General features: G+C 63.8%; 24 protein-coding genes and 1 tRNA gene. 16 read left to right on the top strand and 9 right to left on the bottom strand.

What is annotated here, in order from left to right; genetic code table 11:
- The first annotated feature begins 66 nt into the window (after nt 1–66).
- Nucleotides 67–873 (top strand): taurine ABC transporter ATP-binding protein, encoded by an 807-nt coding sequence (locus tag ACWNZ3_RS16820; RefSeq protein ID WP_269366003.1) that lies wholly within the window; start codon nt 67–69, stop codon nt 871–873.
- Nucleotides 870–2,144: an ABC transporter permease gene (locus tag ACWNZ3_RS16815; protein ID WP_269366002.1), complete on the top strand. Its 1,275-nt coding sequence runs from the start codon at nt 870–872 to the stop codon at nt 2,142–2,144. Before ACWNZ3_RS16820 ends, ACWNZ3_RS16815 begins: the two co-directional genes overlap by 4 nt.
- Before the next feature lie 96 nt (nt 2,145–2,240).
- Here ACWNZ3_RS16815 and ACWNZ3_RS16810 read toward each other — a convergent pair whose 3' ends face one another.
- Entirely contained in the window at nt 2,241–4,382 is a 2,142-nt protein-coding gene (locus ACWNZ3_RS16810; protein ID WP_496900628.1) for a DEAD/DEAH box helicase, read from the bottom strand.
- Nucleotides 4,383–4,588: 206 nt separating this feature from the next.
- Here ACWNZ3_RS16810 and ACWNZ3_RS16805 point away from each other — a divergent pair, with 206 nt between their 5' ends.
- A complete protein-coding gene (locus ACWNZ3_RS16805; protein ID WP_496900627.1) occupies nt 4,589–5,110 on the top strand; it encodes a MarR family winged helix-turn-helix transcriptional regulator in 522 nt (173 codons plus the stop codon).
- A 224-nt stretch (nt 5,111–5,334) separates the two neighbouring features.
- Entirely contained in the window at nt 5,335–7,497 is a 2,163-nt protein-coding gene (selD, locus tag ACWNZ3_RS16800) for a selenide, water dikinase SelD (RefSeq protein ID WP_496900626.1), read from the top strand.
- On the opposite strand, the gene mnmH is transcribed toward selD, so the two are convergent.
- Together mnmH and ACWNZ3_RS16790 are read right to left on the bottom strand one after the other, a co-directional pair.
- A complete protein-coding gene (gene mnmH, locus ACWNZ3_RS16795) occupies nt 7,490–8,536 on the bottom strand; it encodes a tRNA 2-selenouridine(34) synthase MnmH (protein WP_496900625.1) in 1,047 nt (348 codons plus the stop codon). The genes selD and mnmH overlap by 8 nt on opposite strands.
- A 90-nt stretch (nt 8,537–8,626) precedes the next feature.
- Nucleotides 8,627–9,514 (bottom strand): LysR family transcriptional regulator, encoded by an 888-nt coding sequence (locus ACWNZ3_RS16790; RefSeq protein WP_496900624.1) that lies wholly within the window; start codon nt 9,512–9,514, stop codon nt 8,627–8,629.
- A gap of 122 nt (nt 9,515–9,636) precedes the next feature.
- Between ACWNZ3_RS16790 and ACWNZ3_RS16785 the strand changes: the two genes are divergently transcribed.
- A complete protein-coding gene (locus tag ACWNZ3_RS16785) occupies nt 9,637–10,650 on the top strand; it encodes a GNAT family N-acetyltransferase (RefSeq protein WP_496900623.1) in 1,014 nt (337 codons plus the stop codon).
- 152 nt (nt 10,651–10,802) lie between these two features.
- On the opposite strand, the gene ACWNZ3_RS16780 is transcribed toward ACWNZ3_RS16785, so the two are convergent.
- Together ACWNZ3_RS16780 and ACWNZ3_RS16775 are read right to left on the bottom strand one after the other, a co-directional pair.
- A tRNA-Ala gene (locus ACWNZ3_RS16780) sits at nt 10,803–10,878 on the bottom strand.
- Nucleotides 10,879–10,980: 102 nt separating this feature from the next.
- The gene (locus ACWNZ3_RS16775; RefSeq protein ID WP_114273717.1) at nt 10,981–11,307 is read right to left on the bottom strand and encodes a TIGR02300 family protein; all 327 of its coding nucleotides are present in this window, start codon (nt 11,305–11,307) and stop codon (nt 10,981–10,983) included.
- Nucleotides 11,308–11,417: 110 nt separating this feature from the next.
- Here ACWNZ3_RS16775 and ACWNZ3_RS16770 point away from each other — a divergent pair, with 110 nt between their 5' ends.
- Both ACWNZ3_RS16770 and ACWNZ3_RS16765 read left to right on the top strand, forming a co-directional pair.
- Entirely contained in the window at nt 11,418–12,104 is a 687-nt protein-coding gene (locus tag ACWNZ3_RS16770) for a M48 family metallopeptidase (RefSeq protein ID WP_269365991.1), read from the top strand.
- Between the two features lie 64 nt (nt 12,105–12,168).
- Entirely contained in the window at nt 12,169–12,819 is a 651-nt protein-coding gene (locus ACWNZ3_RS16765) for a GntR family transcriptional regulator (RefSeq protein ID WP_269365989.1), read from the top strand.
- A gap of 49 nt (nt 12,820–12,868) precedes the next feature.
- Here the strand turns inward: ACWNZ3_RS16765 and ACWNZ3_RS16760 are convergent, their stop codons facing one another.
- Nucleotides 12,869–13,174 (bottom strand): hypothetical protein, encoded by a 306-nt coding sequence (locus ACWNZ3_RS16760; RefSeq protein WP_496900622.1) that lies wholly within the window; start codon nt 13,172–13,174, stop codon nt 12,869–12,871.
- A 303-nt stretch (nt 13,175–13,477) separates the two neighbouring features.
- Here ACWNZ3_RS16760 and ACWNZ3_RS16755 point away from each other — a divergent pair, with 303 nt between their 5' ends.
- Nucleotides 13,478–13,924, top strand: coding sequence for a GNAT family N-acetyltransferase (locus ACWNZ3_RS16755; RefSeq protein WP_269365986.1), 447 nt, complete (start codon nt 13,478–13,480; stop codon nt 13,922–13,924).
- A 6-nt stretch (nt 13,925–13,930) separates the two neighbouring features.
- Here the strand turns inward: ACWNZ3_RS16755 and ACWNZ3_RS16750 are convergent, their stop codons facing one another.
- Nucleotides 13,931–14,893 carry an acetyl-CoA carboxylase carboxyltransferase subunit alpha gene (locus ACWNZ3_RS16750; protein WP_269365984.1) on the bottom strand — a complete coding sequence of 321 codons (963 nt, stop codon included), beginning with the start codon at nt 14,891–14,893 and terminating at the stop codon, nt 13,931–13,933.
- A gap of 254 nt (nt 14,894–15,147) precedes the next feature.
- Between ACWNZ3_RS16750 and ACWNZ3_RS16745 the strand changes: the two genes are divergently transcribed.
- Complete coding sequence (locus ACWNZ3_RS16745) at nt 15,148–15,279, top strand: hypothetical protein (RefSeq protein WP_269365983.1); 132 nt, start codon at nt 15,148–15,150, stop codon at nt 15,277–15,279.
- Between the two features lie 48 nt (nt 15,280–15,327).
- Here the strand turns inward: ACWNZ3_RS16745 and ACWNZ3_RS16740 are convergent, their stop codons facing one another.
- A complete protein-coding gene (locus ACWNZ3_RS16740) occupies nt 15,328–16,287 on the bottom strand; it encodes an L-malyl-CoA/beta-methylmalyl-CoA lyase (RefSeq protein ID WP_269365981.1) in 960 nt (319 codons plus the stop codon).
- A 251-nt stretch (nt 16,288–16,538) separates the two neighbouring features.
- On the opposite strand from ACWNZ3_RS16740, the gene dgcN reads away from it, so the two are divergent.
- The 3 genes from dgcN to ACWNZ3_RS16725 all read left to right on the top strand — a co-directional run bounded on the left by dgcN (nt 16,539) and on the right by ACWNZ3_RS16725 (nt 19,572).
- Nucleotides 16,539–17,540, top strand: coding sequence for an N-acetyltransferase DgcN (gene dgcN / locus ACWNZ3_RS16735; RefSeq protein ID WP_269365978.1), 1,002 nt, complete (start codon nt 16,539–16,541; stop codon nt 17,538–17,540).
- Nucleotides 17,541–17,598: 58 nt separating this feature from the next.
- Nucleotides 17,599–18,564: an N-acetyl-D-Glu racemase DgcA gene (gene dgcA / locus ACWNZ3_RS16730; protein ID WP_496900621.1), complete on the top strand. Its 966-nt coding sequence runs from the start codon at nt 17,599–17,601 to the stop codon at nt 18,562–18,564.
- Nucleotides 18,565–18,714: 150 nt separating this feature from the next.
- A complete protein-coding gene (locus ACWNZ3_RS16725) occupies nt 18,715–19,572 on the top strand; it encodes a D-amino-acid transaminase (protein ID WP_269365975.1) in 858 nt (285 codons plus the stop codon).
- A gap of 650 nt (nt 19,573–20,222) precedes the next feature.
- Here ACWNZ3_RS16725 and ACWNZ3_RS16720 read toward each other — a convergent pair.
- Nucleotides 20,223–21,905 (bottom strand): ABC transporter substrate-binding protein, encoded by a 1,683-nt coding sequence (locus ACWNZ3_RS16720; RefSeq protein ID WP_274576037.1) that lies wholly within the window; start codon nt 21,903–21,905, stop codon nt 20,223–20,225.
- A gap of 554 nt (nt 21,906–22,459) precedes the next feature.
- On the opposite strand from ACWNZ3_RS16720, the gene ACWNZ3_RS16715 reads away from it, so the two are divergent.
- From ACWNZ3_RS16715 to ACWNZ3_RS16700, 4 genes are all read left to right on the top strand, one after another.
- A complete protein-coding gene (locus ACWNZ3_RS16715; protein ID WP_496900620.1) occupies nt 22,460–23,338 on the top strand; it encodes a DMT family transporter in 879 nt (292 codons plus the stop codon).
- Nucleotides 23,339–23,640: 302 nt separating this feature from the next.
- The gene (gene rplS, locus ACWNZ3_RS16710; protein WP_067288140.1) at nt 23,641–24,024 is read left to right on the top strand and encodes a 50S ribosomal protein L19; all 384 of its coding nucleotides are present in this window, start codon (nt 23,641–23,643) and stop codon (nt 24,022–24,024) included.
- Nucleotides 24,025–24,035: 11 nt separating this feature from the next.
- The gene (gene rpmE, locus ACWNZ3_RS16705; RefSeq protein ID WP_114273707.1) at nt 24,036–24,257 is read left to right on the top strand and encodes a 50S ribosomal protein L31; all 222 of its coding nucleotides are present in this window, start codon (nt 24,036–24,038) and stop codon (nt 24,255–24,257) included.
- A 757-nt stretch (nt 24,258–25,014) separates the two neighbouring features.
- Nucleotides 25,015–25,824, top strand: a complete 810-nt coding sequence (locus ACWNZ3_RS16700; protein WP_269367291.1) for a division plane positioning ATPase MipZ — start codon at nt 25,015–25,017, stop codon at nt 25,822–25,824.
- Nucleotides 25,825–25,830 lie beyond the last annotated feature (6 nt).

The raw sequence follows: 25,830 nt of genomic DNA, 5'->3' as shown, positions 1-25,830 counted from the left end.
TGGCGACCTAACGAAACTGAGGCGGGTGTACCCGCCCCATTGCCCCCCGGGCAGAAAGCCGAAATGATGAGCGGACTTTCCATCGACAATCTCTCCATGCGTTTTGATCTGCCGGGGGGCGGCCATGTGCAGGCCCTGCAGAACGTGACGCTGGACCTCAAGGCCGGCGAATTGTTGAGCGTGCTTGGCCCGTCGGGATGCGGCAAGACCACCCTGTTGAACATCGTGGCCGGGTTCCTGGCCCCCACCGGCGGCAAGATGACCCTGAACGGCCACCAGATCACCGGCCCGGATGCGGAACGCGGCATGGTGTTTCAGCAAGGGGCGCTGTTCGAGTGGATGTCGGTGCGGGAGAATGTGGGCTTTGGCCCCTCGATGAAAGGCATGCCCAAAAACGACAAGGCCGAGACGGTGAATCGTCTGCTGGATGTGGTGGGCCTGCAGGATTTCAAGGAAAAGGCGGTTTACGAACTGTCAGGCGGGATGCAGCAGCGTGTGGCGTTGGCGCGGTGCCTGGCCAATGACCCTGACGTCATCCTGATGGACGAACCGCTGGGCGCGCTGGATGCGCTGACCCGCGAGAAGATGCAGAGCCTCGTGCTCAAACTTTGGAAAGAGACCGGCAAGACCATCATCCTGATCACCCATTCGGTCGAGGAGGCGTTGCTGCTGGGTGAGCGGCTGATCGTGATGGCACCCCGGCCGGGGCGCATTCACAAGGAATACCGCCTGCCCTTTGCTGAGCTGGGCGTGAATGCGGACCTGCGGGAGGTCAAGAAACATCCCGAATTCGGGCCGCGCCGCGAAGAGATACTCAACATGATCTGGGACATGGAAGAGGAGATCATGGGCACCAAGGAGGACGCGGCATGACCGGTCTGTTCTTCCTCGCGATCTATGTCGCCATCTTTGTTGTCAGCGCCTTTGTCGTGACCCGCGTGCTGCAGAAGACGGCGCAGGATTATACCTCGTTGAAAACAGTGACCTTCGGGGATGAAAGTGCTGTGCGGCCAAACCGGGTTGCCGGTGTGGTGTCGATCCTGACGATCTTTGTGATGTGGGGGGTCTTTACCGGGTCCAGCCTGCTGCCCTCCTTCCTGCATGCGCCGGGTGCCTTTGTGGGGACAACCACCTTTACCTATACAGCCCAGGCGCCGGGGCAGGCACCTGACGATGCCACGGTGACTGTGGTGGTTCATCCGCGCGGCGCGCCTGCGGAGGCGCCCGAGGTGCCGCCGGGAGAGGGCTTTGCCAAGGACGATTCCATCGCCATTGCGCAATGGCGCAGCGGGTTGATCCGCGTCGATGCCAACGACGCGCTGAAAAAGAGCGACGGGGCCGAGGTGATTGCCATCAACGGTCAGAAGATCGCCCCCGGGGGGACGGTTCAGACGGCGGATGGCACCGTGACCCTCTCGGACAAGGGGACACCCAATTTCCAGCCCGCGCGCGGCTGGCAGATGGAGCCTTTGTACCTGCCTGCCCCCGAAGTGGTCTGGAGCAGAACGCTTCAGATCATGCGCGACGGGTTCCGCAATTTCACGCTGTTGGAACATCTGGGCTATTCGCTGTTCCGGGTGATCCTGGGGTTCCTGCTGGGCGCTGTCGTGGGGATTCCGCTGGGCTATGCGATGGGGCTGAGCAACTGGTTCAGAGGCTGGTTCGACCCGATCGTGGAGTTCATGCGCCCGGTGCCGCCCCTTGCGCTGATCCCGCTGGTGATCATCTGGGCCGGCATCGGGGAGGCGGGCAAGATCATCCTGCTGTTCCTCGCGGCGCTATGGATCATGGCAATTGCGGCACGCTCCGGCGTGTCGGGCGTCAAGATTTCCAAGGTGCATGCGGCCTATTCGCTGGGGGCCAGCAAATGGCAGGTGATGCGCTATGTCATCATCCCCAATTCGCTGCCTGAAATATTCACCGGGGCGCGTGTCGCCATGGGGGTTTGCTGGGGCACGGTTGTGGCGGCGGAACTGGTTGCGGCGGAGCAGGGCGCGGGCATGATGATCATGACCGCATCCAAGTTCCAGAACACCGATATCGTGATCATGGGGATCATCCTGATCGGCGTCATCGGTTTTGGCATCGACATGCTGATGCGGGCGGCTGAGCGGTTCCTGGTGCCCTGGAAAGGAAAGGGATAACCCCTGCGGGTTATCCCTCCGGCGCGGGTCGCGCCGATTTTTTCGAAAAAATCGGGCCGGAGTTTTTGAAAACTCCGGGTCCTTGCCCCGGGCGTCTTACTTCGGCTTGAAACCGCCCTTGCCGCCTGCGGGTTTGCCGCGCGCGGGTTTGGCGCCGGGCTTGCCCATCTTGTGCGGCGGGGTGAAGCGTTTCGAGGGATCGCCCGCGCGTTGATAGGTTTTCTTGGCCGGTTTGCCCTCGCCCGCCGGGGCAGCCCGGCGCGGTGCATCAGACTTTGGCCCGTCCTTTTTCCACACGGGTTTCGCCTTGGGGGGCGAGCCGTCTGCCTTGGGCTTCGGCGCGGCACCGGGCTTCATCGGGCTGCGTTCGGTCTTGTGCGACTTTGGCGGGCGTTCGCCCTTGGGCGCTTTGGGCTTGTCGAATTTCGGCCGGTCGGCCTTTGGTTTGTCAGCCCTTGGTTTGTCGCCCCTTGGTTTGTCAAACTTCGGTTTGTCGAATTTGGGCTTTTCCGCGCGTGTCTCTGCCATGGGCGCTGCATCGCGGGGGGCGCGGGGTTCGCGGCTGTGTGATGGCGCGTCGGGATCATAGGCGGGTTTGCGCTGCGGCTTCGGGCCGCCGGGCTTCGGTCCGCGCGGGGCGCGCGATGCCGGTCCGCCCTTGGGCAGGTCCGGGGCCTTGTCCAGCTGGGTGACCACCGCGCCTTCCTCTGCCGTGCGGTCGGGGCCGAGGGCATTGAGGAACTTGGGGGCGGAACTGGCAAGGATCTCCACAAAGCTGTGGCTGGCCTGCACGCGGATTGCGCCGATGTCGTCCTTGGTCAGGTCGCCGGCGCGGCACAGCATCGGCAGCAGCGTGCGGGGCTCTGCCCCGTCGTTGCGGCCCTGGCTGACCGAGAACCAGACCGAGGGGCCGAAGGCCGGGCGCTTGCTGTCGTCCTTTGATCCCGGATCGGCCAGTTCCTCGGGCGCGGAGGCGCGGGCGCGGTAGAGGTTGACGAAAGCGGTGGCAAGCTGTTCGGCGCTGTAGGTCGCGACCAGGTTGGCGACGAAATCGGCGGCCTCCTCCGGCACGGGTGCTTCCCAGGCCGGGTCTGCAAGCAGGCGTGCCTCGTCGGCGGCGTTGACCTCTTCGGCGGAGGGGGCGGCAGCCCATTCGGCCTTGAGCTTGGCCCAGCCCAGCAGGCGGTTGGCCTTGGTCTTCATCTTGGGCGGCACGATCAGGGCGGAAACCCCCTTGCGCCCCGCGCGCCCGGTGCGGCCGGAGCGGTGCAGCAGCGTATCGGCATTGCTGGGCAGGTCCGCGTGGATCACCAGTTCGAGGTTGGGCAGGTCGATGCCGCGTGCGGCCACGTCGGTGGCGATACAGACCCGCGCACGCCCGTCGCGCAGGGCCTGCAGCGCATTGGTGCGTTCCGATTGCGTCAACTCGCCCGACAGGGCCACGACGGAAAAGCCGCGGTTGGTGAATTTGGTGGTCAGCCGCGCCACGGCGGCGCGGGTGTTGCAGAAGACGATGGCATTCTTGGCTTCGTAGAACCGCAGCACGTTGATGATGGCGTTTTCGGTGTCGCGGGGATGCACGTTCAGCGCGCGGTACTCGATGTCCGCGTGCTGGCGCGCCTCACCGGTGGTGCTGATGCGCTGGGCGTCCTTCTGGTAGGATTGCGCCAGTTTGGCGATGGCCGCCGGGACCGTGGCCGAGAACAACAGGGTGCGGCGGTCTTCGGGGGCTTCCGAGAGGATGAACTCCAGCTCTTCGCGAAAGCCGAGGTCCAGCATTTCGTCAGCCTCGTCCAGCACCACGGCGCGCAGGGTGGACAGGTCGATGTTGCCGCGCTTGATGTGGTCGCACAGGCGCCCGGGGGTGGCCACGACCACATGCGCGCCACGGTCCAGGGCGCTGCGTTCGCTGCGCTGGTCCATGCCGCCCACGCAGGTGGTGACCACGGCCCCCGCCTGACCGTAGAGCCAGGTGATTTCGCGGGCCACCTGCATGGCCAGTTCGCGGGTCGGCGCGATGATCAGGGCGAGCGGTGCCCCGGCAGCGCCGAAGCGGGGCTGGTCGCCCAGCAGGGTGGGTGCGATGGCAAGGCCGAAGCCCACGGTCTTGCCCGAGCCGGTCTGCGCCGAGACCAGCAGGTCCGCGTCGGCCAATGCGGGGTCGGTCACGGCCTCCTGCACGGGGGTAAGAGTATCGTAGCCTTGGGCGGCAAGGGCGTCGGCAATGGTCTGAATCACGGGGTCCGTCCTGTTCGTGAGGTCGCTGTGCACCGCACAGGGGGCCGGGGAGGCGGCCTTTGAAGGGGTTGGGCAGGCCTTATGTTGTTCAGGCACGTTTGTACATGGGGTTCTTTTCAACGTCGAAACAAGGGTGGTTTCGCATTTTGCTTGAATATAATGGATAAAGTCCATTATATCTGGGCTGCTGTTGGTGGAGGCAATCAATGTCACATGATTTTGACACCTCGGGTGCATTCGAGATCCCGCGCGGGAAACATCCCGCGGTGACGGGCATCACGGATGTCATCACGTTCAAATTGCATACCCTGGAAACGATCGGAGACCGGTCAGCAAGCGGCTGGTCCGAGGCGTTGTTCGGGGTGAGCCTCACGGCGTGGCGGGTGCTGGCGGTGGTCAGATCGCAGCAACCGGTGCGGGCGGGCGATGTTGCCGACATCCTGTTGATGGACAAGAGCCAGCTGAGCAGGGCGATCAAGCAGTTGACCGCCAAGCATCTGGTCGTCGATACCACCGACCCGCGTGACGGGCGCGCGGTGGCATTGAAGCTGACGTCGATCGGGCTTGATCTATATGATCGGGCCATGGCGCATGTCCTTGACCGGAATGAAAAGGTGCTTGAGCCTCTGAGCCTGGCGGAAGTGGCGAGCTTTGACATGATGCTTGACAAGCTGATCGCGCATGCGCGGGCGACGCTGGCCGCGGGTTTTCCAACCGCCAAAAAATAGCCTGCCGGGGGGGGCGGATGAAACGCTGCTGCCGGCCTTTCGCGCTGGGGGCGCGGCGGCGCATCTGCACCCCCGGTCGCGGGATTTTCATTAGCGATGGGCAAGATGCGCTGTTAGGAACAGGAGCGGCTGCGCCGCATTCGATCTATTTTTGCTGATGAGGGGCGCTGCCCCTCAAACTCCCCGGGAATATTTATGGCCAAAAAGAAAAGGCAGGATGGGTGTTGAACGCGGTGCCCCTGACCCGTGATCTGCTGCTGGTGGGTGGCGGGCATGCCCATGCGCTGGTGTTGCGGAGCTGGGGGATGGACCCCTTGCCGGGGGTGCGGGTGACGGTGATCAATCCCGGTCCGACGGCACCCTATACCGGCATGTTGCCGGGGCATGTGGCGGGGCATTACGGGCGCGATGAGCTGGAGATCGACCTGGGCAAGTTGTGCCGTCATGCGGGCGCGCGGCTGATCCTGGGCCGCGCCGAGGCCATCGACCGGGCGGCGCAGCAGGTCCGTGTCGCGGGGCGCGGGCCGGTGGGATATGACGTGGCCAGCATCGACGTGGGCATCACCGCGCAGATGGATGTGCCGGGATTTGCCGATCATGCGGTCGGGGCCAAGCCGCTGGATGTCTATGCGGCGCGCTGGCGGGCCTTTCTGGAGCGTGTCGAGGGTGGGGCGGTTGCGCCCGAGGTGGTGGTGATCGGTGGCGGTGTGGCGGGCTGCGAATTGTCGATGGCCATGGCCCATGCCCTGCGCGACCGCGGCGCTCTGCCCGAGGTGACGGTGATCGAGGCCGGACAGCAAGTCTCGGGCCTGGGGGACCGGGCGCGCAGCCATGTGCTGTCTGCCATGCGCGGGCTTGGCGTGACCTTGCGGACCGGGGTGCAGGTGGCACGGATCGAGGCTGATCGCGTGGTGCTGGGCGATGGCAGCAGCGTGCCAGCGCGGTTTTGCGTGGGGGCGGCGGGTGCCTTTGCCCATGGATGGATCTTCGGGACCGATCTGCCGCAGCGCGATGGTTTCATCAAGGTGGGGCCGGACCTTGGGGTCATGGGGGATGACAGGCTCTTTGCCGTGGGCGATTGCGCCGAGATGGACCATGCCCCGCGGCCCAGGGCCGGTGTTTTTGCGGTGCGCGCGGCGCCGGTCTTGCATGGCAATCTGCGCGCGGCACTGGGGGCGGGACGGCGGCGGGCGTTCCGGCCGCAGAAGCATTATCTGAAGCTGATTTCCCTTGGCGGCCAATCGGCGGTGGGGGAGAAGTTCGGGCTGGCGGTTTCCGCCCCCTGGATGTGGCGCTGGAAGGACCGGATCGACCGGGCGTTCATGGACCGGCTGGGCGCCTTGCCGTCGATGCCGCCGCCCCGGGTGCGCGGCCCCGTGGCGCAGGGCGTGGCCGAGGCGCTGACGGACAAGCCGCTTTGTGGCGGTTGCGGGGCCAAGGTGGATGGCGCTGTGCTGGGCGGTGCGCTGGCCGGTATCGCCCAGAGTGGCAATGACGTGGTGACCGGCCCCGGGGATGATGCCGCGATCCTGCGGCAGCCCAACGGGGGGTTCCAGGTGATCAGCACCGACCACCTGCGCGGTTTCATCGAAGACCCTCATTTGATGGCGCGCATCGCGGCGGTGCATGCGCTGGGGGATGTCTGGGCGATGGGGGCGACACCACAGGCCGTGCTGTCGTCAATCGTGCTGCCGCAGATGTCGGTTCAGATGCAGGCGCGGACCCTGGCAGAGATCACGCAGGCGACGCAGGAGGTGATGGCCGAGGTGGGCGCCCAGCTGGTCGGGGGCCATACCACCATGGGGGCGGAGCTGACGCTGGGCTTCACCGTGACCGGCCTGCGGGACGACATGCCGCTGACGCAGGGGGGCGCTCTGGCGGGTGATCTGCTGATCCTGACCCGTCCGGTCGGGTCAGGCGTGCTGCTGGCTGCTGACATGGCCGGGCAGGCCGATGGCCGCGATCTGGCGGCGGCACTGGCGGTCATGGCACGGCCCCAGCACCGCGAGGCCAAAGTCCTGGCGCGGGTGGCCCATGCGATGACGGATGTGACCGGCTTTGGGCTGGCCGGGCATCTTGCGGCGATGGCCCGGGCCTCTGGCCTGGATGTGGAGATCTGGGGCGACAGGGTGCCTTACTTTGCAGGTGCGCAGGCCCTGTCCGGCGCGGGCGTCGCATCCTCCCTGATGGCGGCAAACCGGGTGAATGCGCCGGTGAGCGGGCGCGCCGATCCGCTGCTGTTCGATCCGCAGACGGCGGGCGGGCTGCTGGCCGCCGTGCCGGAACCGCTGGCGGAGGCGACGCTGGTCGCCCTTGCTGCCCAGGGGTGTGACGGCCATCTGATCGGGCGGCTGTGGTCCGGCGCGGGTGCCTTGCGGGTTACGTGAAATCCGCCGTCAGCCGGGCGGCTGCGGCGCGCAGGGTTGCGGCCTCAAGATCGGGCAGATCAAGCCGGCGCATCGGCGCGGGGGCGGATGCATTGGCCTTTTCATAACGCGGGTCGTAATGGGTCTGCATCAGCCCCTCGGCCAGCGCGACGAAATCGCCGGTGTCGGCCTGCTCTTGCCATTGCGCGATCTGTTTGGCCGCGTGGTAGGGCCGCAGGTGATCAATCTGGCGGTGCAGGCGGGCGGGGTCTTCCTTCAGCTCCGCATATGCGCGGCACAGATAGGTCGCGCGGGCCTGCAAGGGGGCATGGATTTCGACCCTTGGGGCGGCGCACATCGCGGTCCAGAGCGCGGGCGGGATGATCCGGTTGCCAACCTTGCTGCTTTCGGCCTCCACCCAGGTCAGGCGGGAGGGCTCAAGACGGCCAAGGGCGCTGGCAATACGGCTTTCGAACATCTTCTGGCTGGGTTGAGCCACTTCTGTCGCCCCGAAAAGGGAGCCGCGATGCCGGGCCAGCCCCTCAAGGTCCAGCACCTGCGCGCCTGCCTCCTGCAGGTGGTGCAGCATTTCCGTCTTGGCGGTGCCGGTGCCGCCGGAGACCAGCGCGATACGGTGCGGCAGCGCCCGGTCATAAAGCGCATCCACCACAAGACGCCGATAGCTGCGATAGCCGCCCTGCAACAGAGTGACGCGCCAGCCGACCTGGTCGAGGATGGTGGCGAAGGCCCCGGAGCGCTGACCGCCGCGCCAGCAATAGACCAATGGCTGCCAGCCGCCTGGCTTGTCCGCAAGCGGTCCGTCAAGATGTGTTGCGGTATTGCGCGCCACCAGCGCCGCGCCGACCTTGCGCGCAGAAAAGGGCGAGACCTGTTTGTACATTGTGCCCACGTCGGCGCGCTCCGCGTCATAGAGCACCGGCAGGTTGATGGCGCCGGGCATATGGTCTTCTGCAAATTCCGCGGGGGAGCGCACGTCGATGATGGTATCGACGGTCAGGTCGGCCAGTTCGGCAAGCGAGGTGAGGGTCAGTGGTTTCATCGGACGCCTTGCACTGGGACAGGCTCTTTTAGCTGGGAATGGGGCAGGGGCGCAATCTGGCTCTGCTCATGGGCCAATGCGTGATGGCTGTCATCCCCTGGCCAATGTTTCATCACATCCGAATTCCGAGAGAACCCAGGACAAGGTTTGCCGCAGCGACAGGTCGTGGGCGTGGTGTCTGGACCAGGACAGGAACAGGAATTCGCCCGATGGTTCCGAAAGCTGCCATATCTGTTTCAGGCGACCGGCGCGGATATCAGCCTCTGTCATGTATGTCGGGGCGATGGCGATGCCATGCCCCTGAATGGCGGCGTCCACGGCAAGGGCCGCGCTGCCGAAGTTCAGTATCCGTTGCGGCCCCTGATGGTCCGATGCCTCGATCAGCTGTTTCCAGCGGTGATGGGCATCCTGCAGCAGCGGCAAGGTCAGCAAGGTTCCGAGGTCGACAGGCCCGTCGGGGAGCGGGAAATCCGGGCTGCACAGGGCCACGAGCCGCAATTCGCAGAGGCGCCGGATATGGTGGGCCGCATTCGGTTTTGGCGTTCTGGCAGGCCATATGGCGATTTCATTGCGGCCCAGATTGCGTTGCAGCAGGGTGCTGTGGATCTGTGTTTCCAGCGAAATGTCGGGATGGCGCATGTTGAATGCATCCATCCGGGGCATCAGCCATTTCGAGGCGGATGACGCCCCGATGTGCAGCGTGATCTGGCGACCGGGCTGTTGCAGGTCGGTGGTGGCCTCTGTCAGGATCGTCAGCGCCCGTTCCACGGCATCAAAGTATGTCCTGCCCTTGTGGGTCAGTGAAACGCCGCGCGGTTTCCTGTTGAAGAGGATGACACCCAGATCGGCCTCAAGCTGCTTGATGCGCTGGGAGACCGCGCCGTGCGAGATGTTCAGCACCTCTGCCGCATTCTGAAAGCTGCCATGCCGGGCGGCCATGGCAAAGACGCGCAGGGCGTTAAGATTGAGGTTTTGCATCGGGTTGCCAAGCTGTTAGTTTTTCTAACATCGCAAGCAAATTTCCTGCTTTGTCAATTCGTTCCGTTTCTGCAATCGGTTGTGCGCGACCCATCATGCCCCGCGAACAGGAAAGGCTCCCCATGTCCCTTGCAATCCGACCTGCCAAGCTGCGCGACCTTGATGCTGTTTCGGAGCTGCTGCTTGCGGATGCTGAGGCACGGCACGCCCTTGATCCCGATTTGTGGAAGCTGGATCAGGCGGCCCGGGACAAGATCCGATCAACCGTCAAAGCGGCGATGGAGGCTGCGCAGCCACCGTTCCGGCAGCAATGGCTGATCGCCGAGGATGGGGGCAAGGCCATTGGTGTTGCCCATACCATCCTGTTGCCGGTGCCGCCGATCTATGCGGGCGCATTCGGGCCGCCCGGCCTGATCATGGAAGACTGCTTTGTTGTGCCGGATGCCCCGGCGGAGACCCGGCGCGCGCTGTTCAGAGCCGCTGAAGCCGACCTGATCGAAGCGGGCGCCGTGATCCTTCTGGCCTCCGGCGTGGAGGGCGGGGATTGGCAGGAGACCTATGCCGCGCAGGGCTATGACCGACTTACTGCGTATTTCGCGAAATCCGGGCTGCGGGGGCAGACTGCCGGGGCAAAGGTGCGAAGAGCAACCGGTGGCGACATCCCCGGGATTGTCAGGGCAAGCGCCCTGCACCGCCGCGTTCTGGACAACATCCATCACCTGTTCTGGCAACCACATGAGGAGGCGGACGCACGTTTTGGATCCTGGATGCGGCGGAGCCTGTCGCTGGAGGACCGTGACATGTTCGTTTCGGAGGACGAAGGGGGCATCCGGGGCTATGCCATCTCGCAGCCCGCGACCGCGCTGCATTTCCCGGCAGCCCATGACATTTCGGATGTCGGGGTGATAGACGATTTTTTCCACGATGCCTTTGAAGACAGGCAAATGCGCGCCAGCTCCGGGCCGGAAGCAGCGGCGCTCTTTTCGGCGGCGGAAGCGGCGCGTGCAGAGCGGGGCGATCGGGCGATTCTGGTGGTCTGCCCGGCCCGGTGGCAATCCAAGATCAGCCTGCTGGAACAGCAGGGATATCGAAACGCGATCACCTGGCATATCAGGATACTGGTATCTCCGGCCTGATTTCGGGCATTGCAAAGGGCCGGTCAACGGCGGCGAGGCGCGCAGGCGATGGCCCGACGCAGCAAAAGACCAATACGACAGAGGCCATCCGGCCAGAGGCAAATCCCCTGACGAGAAAGGCAAACCTATCTGGTCTCTTACGAAGAAAGGAATGGTGGAGCATAGCGGGATCGAACCGCTGACCTCCTGCATGCCATGCAGGCGCTCTCCCAGCTGAGCTAATGCCCCATTCAGGTCCGCGTCTTGTCTGCGGTCCGTTTGGTGGTGCGTGATTAGGCGCAAGCGGGGGCGGGATCAAGTGGAAAATCCACTCCCGCCACCGCAAATGGTTCAATCGTCGTCGTTGGTCGTCACATCCGCGATGTCGTCCAGCGGCACTGTGTCATCATCATCGTCGTCGTCGTCCAGGATATCGTCATCCAGATCGACATCGACATCGTCGTCATCGTCCAGAATCACATCATCTTCGACTTCGGCCTTCTTGGCCTTGGCTGTTTCGGCATCCTCGGCGTCGGCGGCGATCATGCGCGACTTGGATGCGTCGATCTCAAGCACTTCACCCGTGTAGGGGCTGACGATCGGATCCTTGTTGAGGTCGTAGAAGCGCTTGCCCGTTGTGGGGCACAGGCGCTTGGTTCCCCATTCTTCGTTGGGCATGGAACACCCCTTCTGAAAATTGCGTTTGCGTGTAGATGATTCAGGGCAAGTGCCATATGAGGGGGAGACTGTCAAAGGCTTTAGCCCCTTGTCCGAGTAGAGTCCGATTGATGAGCGATCCTGTCCTGTCCGGCGACCCGCCTATTCCCCTGATCCTGCGTCGTTCCGCACGGGCAAAGCGTATTTCCCTGCGCATTTCGCAACTGGACGGACGGGTCACGCTGACGCTGCCGAAACGGCTGGCGGAGCGGGAGGCACTGGATTTTGCGCGCAGCAAGGAAGGATGGATTCGCAAGCATCTGGATGCGCGTGGTGCAGATCTGCAGGTGTTGCCGGGGGTCGAGGTGCCGGTGGCCGGTCAGATGCTCAAGGTGGCGCGGGGGCAGGGGCGCCGGGTGCAGATCGGGGCTGACGTCATCGCCGTGCCGGGGCCGGAGGAGCGCGTGGGTGTGCGGCTTGCCAGCCATCTCAAGCTGGTGGCGCGGGACCGGCTGGCAGCGGCCAGCGACGCCTATGCCGCGCAGCTTGGCCTGGGATACAGCCGCCTGACCCTGCGGGACACGCGGTCGCGCTGGGGGTCCTGTACCAGCGACGGGGCGCTGATGTTTTCCTGGCGCCTGATCATGACGCCGCCCGAGGTGCTCAACTATGTCGCCGCGCATGAGGTTGCGCATCTGGCGCAGATGAATCACTCGCCCGCCTTCTGGGCCGAGGTCACGCGGCTCTACGGTGATTATGATCCGCCCCGGCGCTGGCTGCGGACACATGGCAGTGGCCTGCACCGTTATCGGTTCTGATCCGGCGGTCTGTAGTGCCTTCAAATCGCTTGACCGGGTGAAAATTTGTGATCACACAAACCTCATGAACCTGAACCGCCGCCCTGCCGAGGCCACGCCGCCAGCCCATGACCGTGTCTATCGACGGATGCGCAGCCGGATCATGCACGGCGATCTGCCGCCGGGTCAGGCGCTGACCCTGCGCGGCATCGGCAAGGAATACAACGTGTCGATGACGCCCGCGCGCGAGGCGGTGCGTCGCCTGGCCGCCGAGGGAGCGCTGACCATGTCGACCTCGGGGCGGATTTCGACGCCGGAATTGTCCAGCGACCGGATCGAGGAACTGGCGGCCCTGCGCGCCCTGATCGAGGTGGAACTGGCAAGCCGGGCCCTGCCGCGCGCACATCTGGCGCTGATCGAACGGTTGCAGACCATCAACAATGCGGTGGGTGAGGCCGTCGCGCAGCGCGATGCGGTGAGCTATATCCGCACCAACCTTGAATTTCACCGCACGCTTTACCTGCGTGCGCAGGCGCCGGCGATGCTTGCCATGGCCGAAACGGTCTGGTTGCAGATGGGGCCGACGATGCGCGCGCTTTACGGGCGGTTGCGCCGTACCGAGCCGCCGCAGTTTCACCGGCTGATCATTGCCGCCCTGCGTGCAGGGGATGAACCCGGTCTGCGGTTGGCAGTGCGGTCCGACGTGACGCAGGGCCTGCGGATGCTGGCGCGGTAGCCCTTCAGCCGGAGACAAGCCGCGGAAACTTGCCCTTGCCGCCGCGGCCTCAGCCCGCAGCGTCGCCGGTGGTGACGATCGGCTTTTCCATCATCCAGTGGGTGCCTGCCGACATCACGCAGCTTATGCCGTCCGGGCGGGTCAGCAGGATGGTAAAGCTGCCTCTTTCTTCCGAGCTCCAAACCTCGATCAGGGCCGCGCCGTTCTGCAACCCCCGCGCGGTCAGCGTTTCGGCATATTCCGACGTCAGCCGCGCCACCAGCGCCTCGCGCGGGGCGCAGGTCAGGGCCCAGGCCGGGGGCCCGGTGCAGGCCATCCCGAAGAGCAGGGCAGCGGTGAGAATGCGTTTGTACATGACTGGCTCCTTTCCGATGTGATCCGGAAGGCGCCTAGGGGCCAAGAGGTGGTCTCAGACGCCCTCTGATACAAATATCGTGATGCGGGGGCGGGTTTGCAATTCAGGCAGCTTCACAACTTCGGCGGTGTGGCGTTGACACATCACCTGTCCGGTCGCAAATTACCCCTATGGAAAACCGCCGTACCACGACCCAGCGCTACTATCGCCGCACCCAATAAGCGCGGTCCTTTCCCTATTCAGAAACATTTGGCCGCCTGACGCGCGGCCCCTCCGTGCGGTCGGCCCGAACGGAGCTTTTCAATGCCTCTCATCAGACCTGTCACCGAAAACGATCTGCCGCAGGTTCATGCCATGGTTTGCCACCTTGCCCGGCACCATGGCGATACCGCGCAGCTTACGCTTGACGACCTTGCCCGCGATGCGCTGGGTGCGCATCCCTGGCTGAGTGTCCTTGTCGCCGAAGCGGCACAGGGCCTGTCCGGCTATGCCGCGCTGTGCCCGCTTGCCCAATTGCAGTTCGGCGTGCGTGGCATGGACCTGCATCACCTGTTCATCCGGGACAACATGCGCGGGCAGGGTGTGGGGCGCGCCCTGGTCGACGCCTGCATCGGCGTTGCGCAGGCGCGGGGCTGCCGGTTTCTGGCGGTCGGGACCGATCCGGGCAACCTGGCCGCGCAGGAGGCCTATGTCGCCATGGGGTTCGACCGTGTCCCGCAACCGGGACCACGGTTTCGCATCAAATGGTAGGGGGCGTCAGGCGGCCAGGCCCTTGGCGCCCATGTCCAGGTATTTCTTGCGGCGGTCGGCGATCAGGGCGGCAGCATCCTTGCCGTCGAGTTCTTTCAGCATGGCGGCGATTGCGCTGCCGACGGCCTTGATCGCGGCAGGGGCATCGCGGTGCGCGCCGCCTTTCGGTTCGGTGATGATCCTGTCGGTGACGCCCAGTTTGCGCAGGTCATCGGCGGTCAGGCGCATGGCCTCTGCGGCCTCGCGCATCTTTTCGGAATCCTTCCAGAGAATCGATGCGCAGCCCTCAGGGGTGATCACGGAATAGACCGCATGTTCCAGCATCGCGACCCGGTTGGCGGTGGCAAAGGCGACAGCGCCGCCCGATCCGCCCTCGCCGATGATCACACTCACCAGCGGCACGCCGATCTGCAGGCATTTCTCGGTGGAACGTGCAATCGCCTCGGACTGGCCACGTTCCTCGGCCCCCTTGCCGGGATAGGCCCCGGGCGTATCCACCAGCGTGATCACCGGCAGGCCGAACTTGCCGGCCAGTTCCATCAGGCGCACCGCCTTGCGGTAACCTTCGGGGCGGGCCATGCCGAAATTCCGCTCGATCCGGGACTTGGTATCATTGCCCTTCTCATGACCAATCACCATGACGGGGCGGTCGCCAAAACGCGCAAGGCCGCCCATGACCGCCAGATCGTCGGCAAAGTTGCGGTCGCCTGCCAGCGGCGTGAATTCGGTGAAAAGGGCCTTGATGTAGTGTTCGCAATGCGGACGCTCGGGGTGCCGGGCAACCTGACATTTGCGCCAGGGGGTCAGAGAGCCATAGATTTCCTCAAGCAGGCTGGCTGCCTTGGCATCCAGCGCCTTGGCCTCGGCCGTGATGTCCATTTCCCCGTTTTCGCGCGCCATGGCGCGCAATTCTTCCGCCTTGCCCTCGATCTCTGCCAGGGGTTTCTCAAAATCCAGATACTGCGTCATGTAATGCTCCGCCTTGTTGCCCGATATATGGCCGCAGTTGCGGCGCTTTGCAACGCGGCGGCAGCGGGGCGGCGGGCGCGCGCGTGCGTACCCCCGTGTTTCGCCACCGGCGACAATTGGCTGAATGCGGCGCAATTAAGGCGAAGAACCTCGCGGAAACAGTGTGTTTTCCTTGTTTTACTTGCGAAAACCCCGGGTCAGGCGAAGGGTGGGCCTTGGATTAAGGCGGAAATATGTTGGTAAAGGGGCCAAAGATGGCGCTGGTAAATTACATTCTCGCGGGCATGCTTGGCACGGTTGTGGCCATGGCGATCTACCAGCATCGGGTCAGCTTTGGCAGCGATGCCGCCGATCAGCTGCCCCCGGCGCAGCAGCAGATGGTCTGAGCCGGCCCCCTGTCAAAAGGGGCCGACCCGGCAGGTTGAAGGCAGAATTCAGCTGTTCGCAATCATTTCTGACTGGCGCACGATCACTTCGGCCTGCTTGATGCTGGCGATATCGACAAGGCGACCCTTGTAGACCGTCGCCCCCTCGCCATTGGCTTTGGCCTGCTCCATCGCGGCCAGAATTTCGCGCGCTTCGGTGACCGCTTCTTCCGAGGGGGTGAAGACCTCGTTGGAGATTGCGATCTGTTTCGGGTGAATGGCCCATTTGCCGACCATGCCCAGGGTGGCAGAGCGCCGCGCCTGCGCCCGGCAGCCTTCGTCGTCTGAGAAGTCGCCAAAGGGGCCGTCCACCGGCAGGATGCCATGGGTCCGGCAGGCGGCGACAATGGCGGTCTGCGCCCAATGCCAGGGGTCGGACCAATGTTTCTGGCCCTCGTGCAGCATATAGTAGTTTTCCTGCGTGCCGCCGATCCCGGTGGTCTGCATCCCCATGGAGGCCGCGAAATCTGCGGCCCCAAGGCTCATCGCCTCAAGCCGGGGGGAAGATGCGGCGATCTCCTCAACATGGGCGATGCCGGCGGCGGATTCGATGATGACCTCAAGCGCAATCCGCTTGGTGCGCCCCTTGGCGGCCTCGATCGCCGTCACAAGTGCGTCGACGGCGTAGACGTCCGCCGCGCAGCCCACTTTCGGGATCATGATCATGTCGAGCCGTTCTGAGGCCTGTTCCAGAAGATCCACCACATCGCGATACCAGTAGGGCGTATCAAGGCTGTTGATGCGCACCGAAAGGGTCTTGTTGCCCCAGTCGACGGTGTTGATCGCCTCGATCACATTGGCGCGGGCCATGTCCTTGTCATTGGGCCCTACGGAATCCTCCAGATCGAGATTGATCACATCCGCTGCCGAGGCCGCCATCTTTTCAAAGAGTTTCTTGTTGGAGCCGGGGCCGAACAACTGGCAGCGATTCGGGCGGGCGGGCGGCGTGGGCTGGATGCGGAAAGACATGGCGGATTCCTTCGTGGCGAAATAATATTACGATTTTCCTGATGCAATCAGGTATTAAATTGCGCAGCAAGCTGCAAGCCGGATTTCGCAGGTGCAGCATTTCATTGGCGCGGCGGTTGCAATATTCTTGCACATATATCAGGCTTGACGCTGGAAACTTGTCGTCGTGACGCTGTCGCTTGCAGAATTGCAATCGATTTGCGTGCCACATGGCGGAAGATGCGACAAACCACCTTATTGGAGAGCCTGCCATGATCGAGACCCCATATCTGTTGTTCCTTGGCGATGCGCCTGACCAGCTTGCCGCGAAGGTGGCCCAGGGCATCAAGGACTGGCGCCCCGAGAATGCAGTGGGCCAGTTCCGCATGGCGGGGTGCAAGGCGGATGTGGGTCTCAAGGACATGACCCTGGCGGAGGCAAAGGAAGCCGGTGCCAAGACGCTGGTGATCGGCGTGGCCAACCGGGGCGGGGTGATTTCCGCGGCCTGGAAAGAGGTGCTGGTAGAAGCGCTGAACATGGGGTTCGACCTGGCGTCGGGCCTGCACAATCTGCTGGCCAATGAAGGCGTGCTGGTCGCCGCCTCCCAGGTCAACGGCCGCACCCTGCATGACGTCCGGGTGCCGAACGTGGAATACCCGATCGCCAATGGCAAAAAGCGGACCGGCAAACGGGTTCTGGCGGTTGGTACGGATTGTTCAGTGGGCAAGATGTACACGGCGCTGGCGCTGGACGTGGCGATGCGCGAGCGCGGCATGAAAAGCACCTTCCGGGCCACCGGGCAGACCGGCATCCTGATCACCGGCTCCGGCGTGCCGCTGGACGCGGTGATTGCCGATTTCATGGCCGGTGCCGTGGAATACCTGACACCTGACAACGACCCCGATCACTGGGACATCATCGAGGGGCAGGGCAGCCTGTTCCACGTCAGCTACTCCGGGGTGACGCTTGCGCTGATCCATGGCGGTCAGCCCGATGCGCTGATCCTGTGCCACGAGCCGACGCGCCCGCATATGCGGGGCCTGCCCGATTACACGCCGCCTTCGCTGGAAGCGGTGCGCGACGTGGCGCTGACCCTGGCACGGGTGGCCAACCCGGATTGCAAGGTCGTCGGCATTTCGGTGAACACCCAGCATCTGTCCGAGCAGGAAGCAGACGAATACCTCAGGAAGGTAGAGGCCGAACTGGGCCTGCCTGCGGTCGATCCGTTCCGCCACGGTGCCGCGCGCCTGGCCGAGGCGCTGGAAGTCCTTTGACCGTCGCGACCGCAGCGCGTCCGGGATTGGATATTTTTGGCCAAAAAGGGGAGCGGTCATGCGCATAGAAGTGAGCCGGGATGTCTTTCCGCTGGCACAGGTCTTTACCATATCGCGCGGTTCGCGGACCGAAGCGAAGGTGCTGACGGTGCACATCCACGCGGATGGCGTGACAGGCTGGGGAGAATGTGTGCCCTATGCGCGCTATGATGAAACGCTGGACAGTGTCGCGGCGCAGATCGAGGGGTTGAGCGGCAATCTGACCCGCGCGGGCCTTTATGATCTTTTGCCCGCAGGTGCTGCGCGCAACGCGGTGGATTGCGCCCTTTGGGACCTTGAGGCAAAGCGCGCCGGCAAGCGGGTGTGGGAACTGGCCGGTCTGCCGGAACCGGGGCCCGAGATCACCGCCTATACCCTGTCCCTGGCCGAACCTGCGGAAATGCGGGCGCAGGCGGCGAAAAACGCCCATCGCCCCCTGTTGAAGATCAAGCTGGGGACGCCGGACGATATGCCCCGCCTTGAGGCTGTCCGTGCCGGTGCGCCGAAATCGACCATTATCGTGGATGCAAACGAAGGCTGGTCGGCGGCGGTCTATGCCGACCTTGCCCCGCATCTGGTCCGCCTTGGGGTGGCGCTGGTGGAACAACCGCTGCCCGCGGGCGAGGATGACGCCCTGATCGGGATGGACCGGCCGGTGCCGGTCTGCGCGGACGAGAGCGCCCACGACCGGACGAGCCTGCCGCATCTCAAAGGCAAATACGATGTGGTGAACATCAAGCTGGACAAGACCGGCGGTTTGACCGAGGCGCTGGAACTGCGGGCGGCGGCGCTGGCCGAAGGATACGACGTGATGGTTGGCTGCATGGTCGGATCGTCGCTGGCGATGGCGCCTGCGACACTGGTCGCCCAGGGGGCGCGTGTGGTTGATCTTGACGGGCCGCTGCTTCTGGGCGAGGACCGCGAAAATGCCCTGACGTTCGACGATGCCGGGGTGCACCCGCCGCTCGCCGCACTTTGGGGGTGAGGCGCGTCCCGGAAAAGCTCCAGTGGCGCTTTTCAGCGCCGAACGGGCGGCACCGGGACCGCAAAAGGGATGGACAGGCGGCGGCGTCCGGGCCATGTCGGACCCGGACAAAACAGGACGGGCGTCGCCCGCTGAAAGAGGATTGAGAAGATGCGGACAGTCTATGTGAACGGCGAATACCTCCCCGAGGACGAGGCGCGGGTCTCGATCTTTGACCGGGGGTTCCTGATGGCTGATGGCGTATATGAGGTTACATCCGTGCTGGATGGCAAGCTGATTGATTTCGACGGCCATGCCGTGCGCCTCAGCCGCTCGCTGAACGAGCTGGAGATGAAGAACCCGATCAGCAAGGATGATCTGCTGGAGGTGCACCGCGAGCTGGTGCGCCTGAACGGGATCGACGAGGGTCTGGTGTATTTGCAGATCACCCGTGGCTCCGACGGCGATCGCGATTTCGCCTATCCCGCGCCCGAGACCGAGCCGACCGTTGTCCTGTTTACCCAGAACAAGCCCGGCCTGGCCGATAATCCGGCGGCGCGGAAAGGGGCCAAGGTCATCAGCATCGAGGACATCCGCTGGGGTCGCCGCGACATCAAGACGGTGCAGCTGCTCTATCCCTCCATGGGCAAGATGATGGCCAAGAAGGCCGGTTGCGACGATGCCTGGATGGTCGAGGATGGTTTCGTGACCGAAGGCACCTCCAACAACGCCTATATCGTGAAGGGCAACAAGATCATCACCCGCGCCCTCAGCAACGACATCCTGCACGGCATCACCCGTGCGGCGGTGCTGCGGTTCGCCCGCGAGGCGCAGATGGAAGTGGAAGAGCGCAACTTTACCATCGACGAGGCCAAGGAGGCGGATGAGGCCTTCACCACCTCGGCTTCGGCCTTTGTCATGCCGGTGGTAGAGATCGACGGCGTGGCGCTGGGCGATGGTACGCCGGGTCGTGTGGCGCCGCGCCTGCGGGAAATCTATCTCGACGAGATGCGCAAGGCGGCGGTCTGAACGACCTGTCGCGCTTGGGTGATTGTGGTTGCCTGCGCTACCTGAAACAGAGCCGACACAAGGCTGCGCCGCAGCTCCGGGATCCCGGTCAGGCTTGTGAAAAGCCCGATGCCATGCGGCGCAGGAAGACGGTAACGGAGCATTTGGACGCCAATCGTTAAAGCGTCATGCGAGAGAGCGGAATCACGTAACGCTGCCTGAAATCTGTTTCGATACAGGGTGCGACCACGCCAAAGAAAAAGGGCCGCGATGAACGCGGCCCTGAGGCTGCTGAAAAAGCACGTTCCTGCACCCGCCCCCCCCCGAAACAACGAAATCGTTCTTCCACGACGCCAGCCACAAGCCTTGGCCCGGGTGTCAGCCCGGGCCGCGCCCGACCCTCCCGTCAAACCGAAGGTTTGCCTCCGGCAAAACGGGAGGGCGCTTTTGGTGACTTCTCGTATCACACTGACAACATTGATATTTGTAAGGGAAGCGCTCCGAATGCGCGTCTCAATGCGCCCTCCCAGGCTCGGGCGCGGCCCTTCGTTCGAAAACGAAACGCTGAGCGCAGAAGAACGATTTACCTCCGGCGGCAGCCGTTTCCGGGTTTGTCAGCAATCTGAGGGCCGCGATGAACGCGGCCCCCGTGTTTTTGACGGGATCGGTGCTTAGGCGTCGCCGGTCCAGGCCATCCGTGCCGGATGGTATTCAAAGCCGATGTGGTGCGCGGCACCCACCAGGCCTTCCCGGGTGTGGTTGTAGAGCGACCGCCAGTAGGGCTGGATCGTCACGCCATCCTCCTGCAGCATCGCTTCGCCCTTGGCCATCAGCTCGCGGCGCTTGTCCACATCTGCTGTTGCCAGCGCCTCGGACAGGAGCGCGTCGAATTCGGGGCTGGAATAGCCGAACTCGTTCCACGCCTCGCCCGTGCGATAGGCCAGCGCCCAGATCTGTACGCCCAGCGGACGCGCGTTCCAGTTGGTGGAGCTGAACGGATACTTCGTCCAGTCGTTCCAGAAGGTGGAGCCGGGGAGGATGGTCCGCTTGACGTTGATGCCCGCGTCCCGCAGCTGCGCCGCCACCGCGTCGGTGGTGTCCTTGCGCCAGGCATCGTCGATGGAGAACAGCTCGTGCTCGAAATCGCCGTAGCCTGCTTCGTCCATCAGCGCCTTGGCGGCGGCGGGATCGACCTTGAGCGGCGGCAGTTCCGCGTATTCCGGGTGCATCGGGCCGACGTGGTGGTTGGCGGCGACGATGCCGCGCCCGGCATAGCCGAGTTCCAGCAGGATCTCGTTGTCTACCGCCATCGCGATGGCCTGGCGGACACGCTTGTCCTCGTAGGGGCGCTTGCCATCGACTTCGGCCAGCTGGTTGGGCCGGATGACGATGGTCGCGGCGGTCGCGATCTCGTTCTCGACCCAGCCGTCCAGCGTGCTCATGATGTCGATGTATTCGCCTTCCATGGAATAGAAGGCATCGACTTCCTCGGCCTCCGCCGCGGCAATCCAGGCCGAAGGATCGGTGCCGTAGTCGATGTATTCCAGCCGGTCGATGTAGGGCCCGCCATAGACCTCTGTACCCCACCAGGTGTGATCGGGATTCTTGACCAGCACACCCTTCACGCCCACTTCGAGCGATTCAGGCAGGTAGGGGCCGGTGCCGACGGGGTTGTCGACCATGTTGTTGGCGTCAAAATCCGCGGGCACGATGGCCGCAGGATAATCGGCCATGCCGGGAATCAGGGTGATGTCGGACACCGGCAGCTTCAGCTTGACGGTGTGGCTGTCGACCACTTCGATTGCACCTTCGAGGGCCTGACCGGTTTCTTCGTCGATCAGCGACGCGAAACGGCCCGCCATGGAGTTGCCTTCGAGCGACTTGTCGCACCAGCCGGTGATGTTGCGCGCCACGTCTTCGGCGGTGAAATCGTCACCGTTGTTCCATTTGACGCCCTGACGGACGTTCAATGTGTATTCGGTGGCGTCGTCGTTGATTTCCCAGCTTTCCAGCAGGGCGGGGCTGAATGTACCGTCGTTTTCCCAGATGGCGAGGTATTCCAGCCAGCCGCGCGAGAAGTTCGCGATCTGCGACCAGTCGTAGGTGCGCGGGTCCTTGAGGGCGCGGACTTCCATCTGCATGCGGACGGTGCCGCCCTCTTTCATGTTGGCATGCGCATCGGCGTAGGCCGGCGGCGTCATTCCGATCATGCCATAGGCGGTGGCGGCGGTCGCACCGAATGCACTGGCGAGCGCCAGGAATTCCCTGCGGTTGACCGGATCTCTTTTTGCGGCCTCGGCGGAATCCAGAATGGATTGCGGCAGCGGTTTACCGGTACGTGTAAGATGCTTCATTGTCTTCCTCTCTGTTGTCAGCGGGATGTCGATGTCCCGCCAATTTGATGCCTGTTCGGACACCGGGTGATACAGTTGACCTGCATGTTTTATGTCAAACCCCGCAGGGTGCCAGCAGAGTGTCACGCACTCCCCCCCGTAAGGTCAAGCCCATCGGGCCTTCCGTCCCGCGGCTGCGGGCGCGTGACATGTACAATCGGGTTGCTGATCTGAAAGCATTGCGCGCGCTGGCCGATTGCAAGGATGTTCCGATCGGGTCGCTCCGGCGTTCTTTGGCAGCAGCGGCATTGGGAAAGCGTCGTTTCAGGCGGTCTGGCTGTCGCCCAGAGGCAAGTCTGCCAGCGCAGTTCTGACAATCGCCTGCGCGGGATCGGGCGTTGGTTCGGCCTTCGCCGCCGCTGAGGGGGCGGCCGGGGAACATCAGAAAAAATGTCTCGAATGTGGCGCCATCGCCGGTTTTTGCCGGTCTTGCCGGCGCAGCTGGCGAATCTGCACGCGGTATCGTCTTCTGCTCGGTACTTTACCCGGCCCGGAAAATTTGCCACCGATGCGGCATGAATGATCAACTCAAGGGCCTGCTCATCACGTTGTTCGGCGTGCTGTGCGTCGTGCCGGATTCCCTGTTCGTGCGCCTGATAGACGCCCCGGCGCTGACTGTCGCCTTCTGGCGTGCCTTGCTGGTGGGTCTGCTGATCTTTGCAGCCCTGCTTGTCTGGCAGGGGGCAGCGCCGTTCCGCGCGTTCTGGCGGACCGGATGGCCCGGGCTGATCTATGTGATCGCCATTGGCGCAAGCGGTGTCATGTTCGTGATCGCGGTCAGCCTCACCTCGGTTGCCAATGTTGTTTTCATCATCGCCTCGCTGCCGGTTTTTGCGGCCCTGTTCAGCCGCGTCGCACTGGGCGAACGGCTGAGCCTTCGCATGTATCTGACCATGGCGGCGGTGCTGCCGGGACTTGCGGTAATCGCCTATGGCTCGGGCGAGACGGCGAATGCATCGCTGGCAGGCGACCTGCTGGCGCTGGCGGTTTCGGCGGTCTTCGCTGCCGGGCTGACCGCGGTGCGGCTGGTCCGGCAGGTGTCGATGGTGCCCGGCGTGGCGCTGGGTTACATGCTGGGCGCGCTGGTGATCCTGCCCTGGGCGCAGCCCGGCGCGATACAGCCGGAGCAGGCGCCGCTGGTGGCAATGCATGTGGGGTTCATCCTGTGCAGTTCGGTGCTTTTGGCGCTGGGTCCGCGCTACATCACCTCGGCGGAGGTGGGGCTTCTTGTCCTGCTGGAATCGGTGTTTGCACCGCTGCTGGCCTGGTTCTTTATCGGCGAGGACCCTGGGGGCTATGCATTGCTGGGCGGCGGCATCGTGGTCGGTGCGCTTTTCCTGTCGAACCTTGTCGTGCTGGCGCGGCGGCGCAGGGCGCCTTCGGCAGGGTCCTGACCCCGGCCAAGCGCGCAGGGCCTCTGAACAGGGCAGATTGTCCGGCCGTCGAAAGGGGGCCTGATGGCTGACCATCCCCCTTGATCCCTGCGGTCATCCCCCCTATACCCCGCCCATCCGGAATCGCGTTTCTGCGGCTCCGGTGCTTTGCGTTATGCGCAAGCGACAAGGAAAGACGATGTTACCTCCGGTGGGCCACCCCCTTGAAGGGATCACGGTGCAGACCCGACAGACAGACCGAAGCTCTTGGATCGGACAATCAACTTCGTGGCATACCACGAGCACATTTAGGAGAATGGTCAATGGACCTGATCGCACAACTAGAGGCGGAACAAATCGCCGAACTGGGCAAGGAAATCCCCGATTTCCGCGCCGGTGACACCATCCGCGTCGGCTTCAAGGTTACCGAAGGCACGCGCACCCGTGTCCAGAACTACGAAGGCGTCTGCATTGCACGTAACAACGGCCACGGCATCGCCGGGTCCTTCACCGTGCGCAAGATCAGCTTTGGTGAAGGCGTCGAACGTGTGTTCCCGCTGCATTCCACCAACATCGACAGCATCACCGTGGTGCGCCGCGGTCGCGTGCGTCGCGCAAAACTCTACTATCTGCGCGCCCGTCGTGGCAAATCCGCGCGGATCGTCGAGAACGCGCATTACAAGCCCAAATCTGGCGCCGAAGCGTAAGGAGAGCGGTCATGAAAGCCGATACACATCCCGAATACCACACGATCAACGTCAAGATGACCGACGGCACCGTTGTGGAAATGAAATCGACATGGGGCAAGGAAGGCGACCAGCTGTCGCTGGACATCGACCCTTCCGTCCACCCGGCATGGACCGGCGGCACCAGCCGTCTGATGGACACCGGTGGCCGCGTGTCGAAGTTCAAGAACAAATACGCCGGTCTGGGCTTCTAAGCCTGCCAGCAGTTATGACGAAGGGCGTGGCCAGCGATGGCCGCGCCCTTTTTCGTTTTGGCGGGGGATGCACCGCGCGCCCGGCTCACGCGACATTAACCCGTCGGCGGCATCCTTGGCCCCGTTGCAACACCCGCCGGTGCGGGCCATCAACCCGACCGGCATCCCATAGGACCAGAGGCGCGCAGGCCGCGTCATATCTGAACGGTTCAGACATGCAGGGATAAAATCCTGTCTCACACTCCGATCTGGCGGCGCCGCCTTTTTTACGGCCTTCCCACGATCCACATCAGATGAAACGGAATAACTGCCCAGGAGTGTTCCGGCGCAGACGTTATGCGTGAGTGTATGTAACCCACACCTGCCCTTGGATGCGGTGTGGGGCAAGGTCCGGTGAGCGGGACGAAGCTGCCGTTTGAAATGGAGTGCGAAGCCGCGCATCGTCGGGCCGTGGTGCGGCGATCCGACCGTCGTGCATGCCACTTTATGGCAGCCAAGCACCTCCCACCTATCCGTCACGCGCAACAGCAACCAAATCGCCGTGCCGTGGGGCGGCCCGGCGATGCGCGGCGGCCTGCGGCCTTGATTCCGCGCGGGGGATAGCCGCGAGGCTTCGAGCTAAGACCCCACAACCACCCCGCACACTGTCATTTTTGCCAGCTTTGCGCCTCTCCCTGCTTTTCACAGGTCGATCCACAACATATAGTGTGCCAAAGAAGGCAAACCGCACAGAAACCGCGGATGCAAGGGGACAGGCATGGCGCATATCATCGTTGTCGGAAACGAGAAGGGCGGCGCGGGCAAATCAACCGTGTCGATGCATGTGGCCACCGCACTGGTCCGGATGGGGCACAAGGTCAGCGGGCTGGACCTCGACCTGCGGCAGCGGACATTTGGCCGCTATGTCGAGAACCGGATTGCGTTCCTCAAACAGGCCGAGCTTGAGCTGCCCAGCCCGATCCTGCATGAGCTGCCCGTGATCGAAGCCGGGGCGTTGCGGCCCGGCGAAAACATGTATGACCACCGGCTGAGCGCGGCGGTCGCGGCGATGGAGCCGGACAGTGATTTCATCCTGATCGATTGTCCCGGTTCGCACACGCGCCTCAGCCAGGTGGCCCATTCGCTGGCCGATACGCTGATCACGCCGCTGAACGACAGTTTCATCGACTTTGACCTGCTGGCCCATACCGATGCCAGCGGCGACAAGATCACCGGGCCGTCGGTCTATTCCGAAATGGTCTGGAATGCGCGGCAGTTGCGCGCGCAGGCCGGGCTGGCCCCGATCGACTGGGTTGTGGTGCGCAACCGTCTGGGCGCGCAGCGCATGGTCAACAAGGAAAAGATGGAACGCGCGGTGGCCAACCTGGCCAAGCGCATCGGGTTCCGCGTGGCCCCCGGCTTCAACGAGCGGGTGATCTTCCGGGAGTTGTTCCCGCGCGGTCTGACCTTGCTGGATCTCAAGGACATCGGGGTCAAGCAGTTGAACATATCCAACGTTGCGGCGCGGCAGGAGCTGCGCGACCTGATCAAGGCGCTGAAATTGCCCGGCGTCAACGCGGACTTCTAGGGCCGG

This window comes from Sulfitobacter sp. IGS-18 (genome assembly GCF_059628195.1).
The sequence above is the reverse complement of the archived record's forward strand: the minus strand, read 5'-3'. Positions and strand labels throughout refer to the sequence as shown.

Bases quoted from the DNA above. Each gene is read 5' to 3' on its own strand.
- ACWNZ3_RS16760 (WP_496900622.1), bottom strand. From the start codon at position 13,174: ATGTACAAACGCATTCTCACCGCTGCCCTGCTCTTCGGGATGGCCTGC.
- ACWNZ3_RS16775 (WP_114273717.1), bottom strand. From the start codon at position 11,307: ATGCCCAACGAAGAATGGGGAACCAAGCGCCTGTGCCCCACAACGGGC.
- ACWNZ3_RS16770 (WP_269365991.1), top strand. From the start codon at position 11,418: ATGAGCGATCCTGTCCTGTCCGGCGACCCGCCTATTCCCCTGATCCTG.
- ACWNZ3_RS16725 (WP_269365975.1), top strand. From the start codon at position 18,715: ATGCGGACAGTCTATGTGAACGGCGAATACCTCCCCGAGGACGAGGCG.
- rpmE (WP_114273707.1), top strand. From the start codon at position 24,036: ATGAAAGCCGATACACATCCCGAATACCACACGATCAACGTCAAGATG.
- ACWNZ3_RS16700 (WP_269367291.1), top strand. From the start codon at position 25,015: ATGGCGCATATCATCGTTGTCGGAAACGAGAAGGGCGGCGCGGGCAAA.
- ACWNZ3_RS16715 (WP_496900620.1), top strand. From the start codon at position 22,460: ATGAATGATCAACTCAAGGGCCTGCTCATCACGTTGTTCGGCGTGCTG.
- ACWNZ3_RS16785 (WP_496900623.1), top strand. From the start codon at position 9,637: ATGTCCCTTGCAATCCGACCTGCCAAGCTGCGCGACCTTGATGCTGTT.
- ACWNZ3_RS16740 (WP_269365981.1), bottom strand. From the start codon at position 16,287: ATGTCTTTCCGCATCCAGCCCACGCCGCCCGCCCGCCCGAATCGCTGC.
- ACWNZ3_RS16765 (WP_269365989.1), top strand. From the start codon at position 12,169: ATGAACCTGAACCGCCGCCCTGCCGAGGCCACGCCGCCAGCCCATGAC.
- ACWNZ3_RS16750 (WP_269365984.1), bottom strand. From the start codon at position 14,893: ATGACGCAGTATCTGGATTTTGAGAAACCCCTGGCAGAGATCGAGGGC.
- ACWNZ3_RS16720 (WP_274576037.1), bottom strand. From the start codon at position 21,905: ATGAAGCATCTTACACGTACCGGTAAACCGCTGCCGCAATCCATTCTG.
- ACWNZ3_RS16745 (WP_269365983.1), top strand. From the start codon at position 15,148: ATGGCGCTGGTAAATTACATTCTCGCGGGCATGCTTGGCACGGTTGTG.
- ACWNZ3_RS16820 (WP_269366003.1), top strand. From the start codon at position 67: ATGAGCGGACTTTCCATCGACAATCTCTCCATGCGTTTTGATCTGCCG.
- dgcN (WP_269365978.1), top strand. From the start codon at position 16,539: ATGATCGAGACCCCATATCTGTTGTTCCTTGGCGATGCGCCTGACCAG.
- ACWNZ3_RS16790 (WP_496900624.1), bottom strand. From the start codon at position 9,514: ATGCAAAACCTCAATCTTAACGCCCTGCGCGTCTTTGCCATGGCCGCC.
- dgcA (WP_496900621.1), top strand. From the start codon at position 17,599: ATGCGCATAGAAGTGAGCCGGGATGTCTTTCCGCTGGCACAGGTCTTT.
- ACWNZ3_RS16805 (WP_496900627.1), top strand. From the start codon at position 4,589: ATGTCACATGATTTTGACACCTCGGGTGCATTCGAGATCCCGCGCGGG.
- ACWNZ3_RS16755 (WP_269365986.1), top strand. From the start codon at position 13,478: ATGCCTCTCATCAGACCTGTCACCGAAAACGATCTGCCGCAGGTTCAT.
- mnmH (WP_496900625.1), bottom strand. From the start codon at position 8,536: ATGAAACCACTGACCCTCACCTCGCTTGCCGAACTGGCCGACCTGACC.
- rplS (WP_067288140.1), top strand. From the start codon at position 23,641: ATGGACCTGATCGCACAACTAGAGGCGGAACAAATCGCCGAACTGGGC.
- ACWNZ3_RS16815 (WP_269366002.1), top strand. From the start codon at position 870: ATGACCGGTCTGTTCTTCCTCGCGATCTATGTCGCCATCTTTGTTGTC.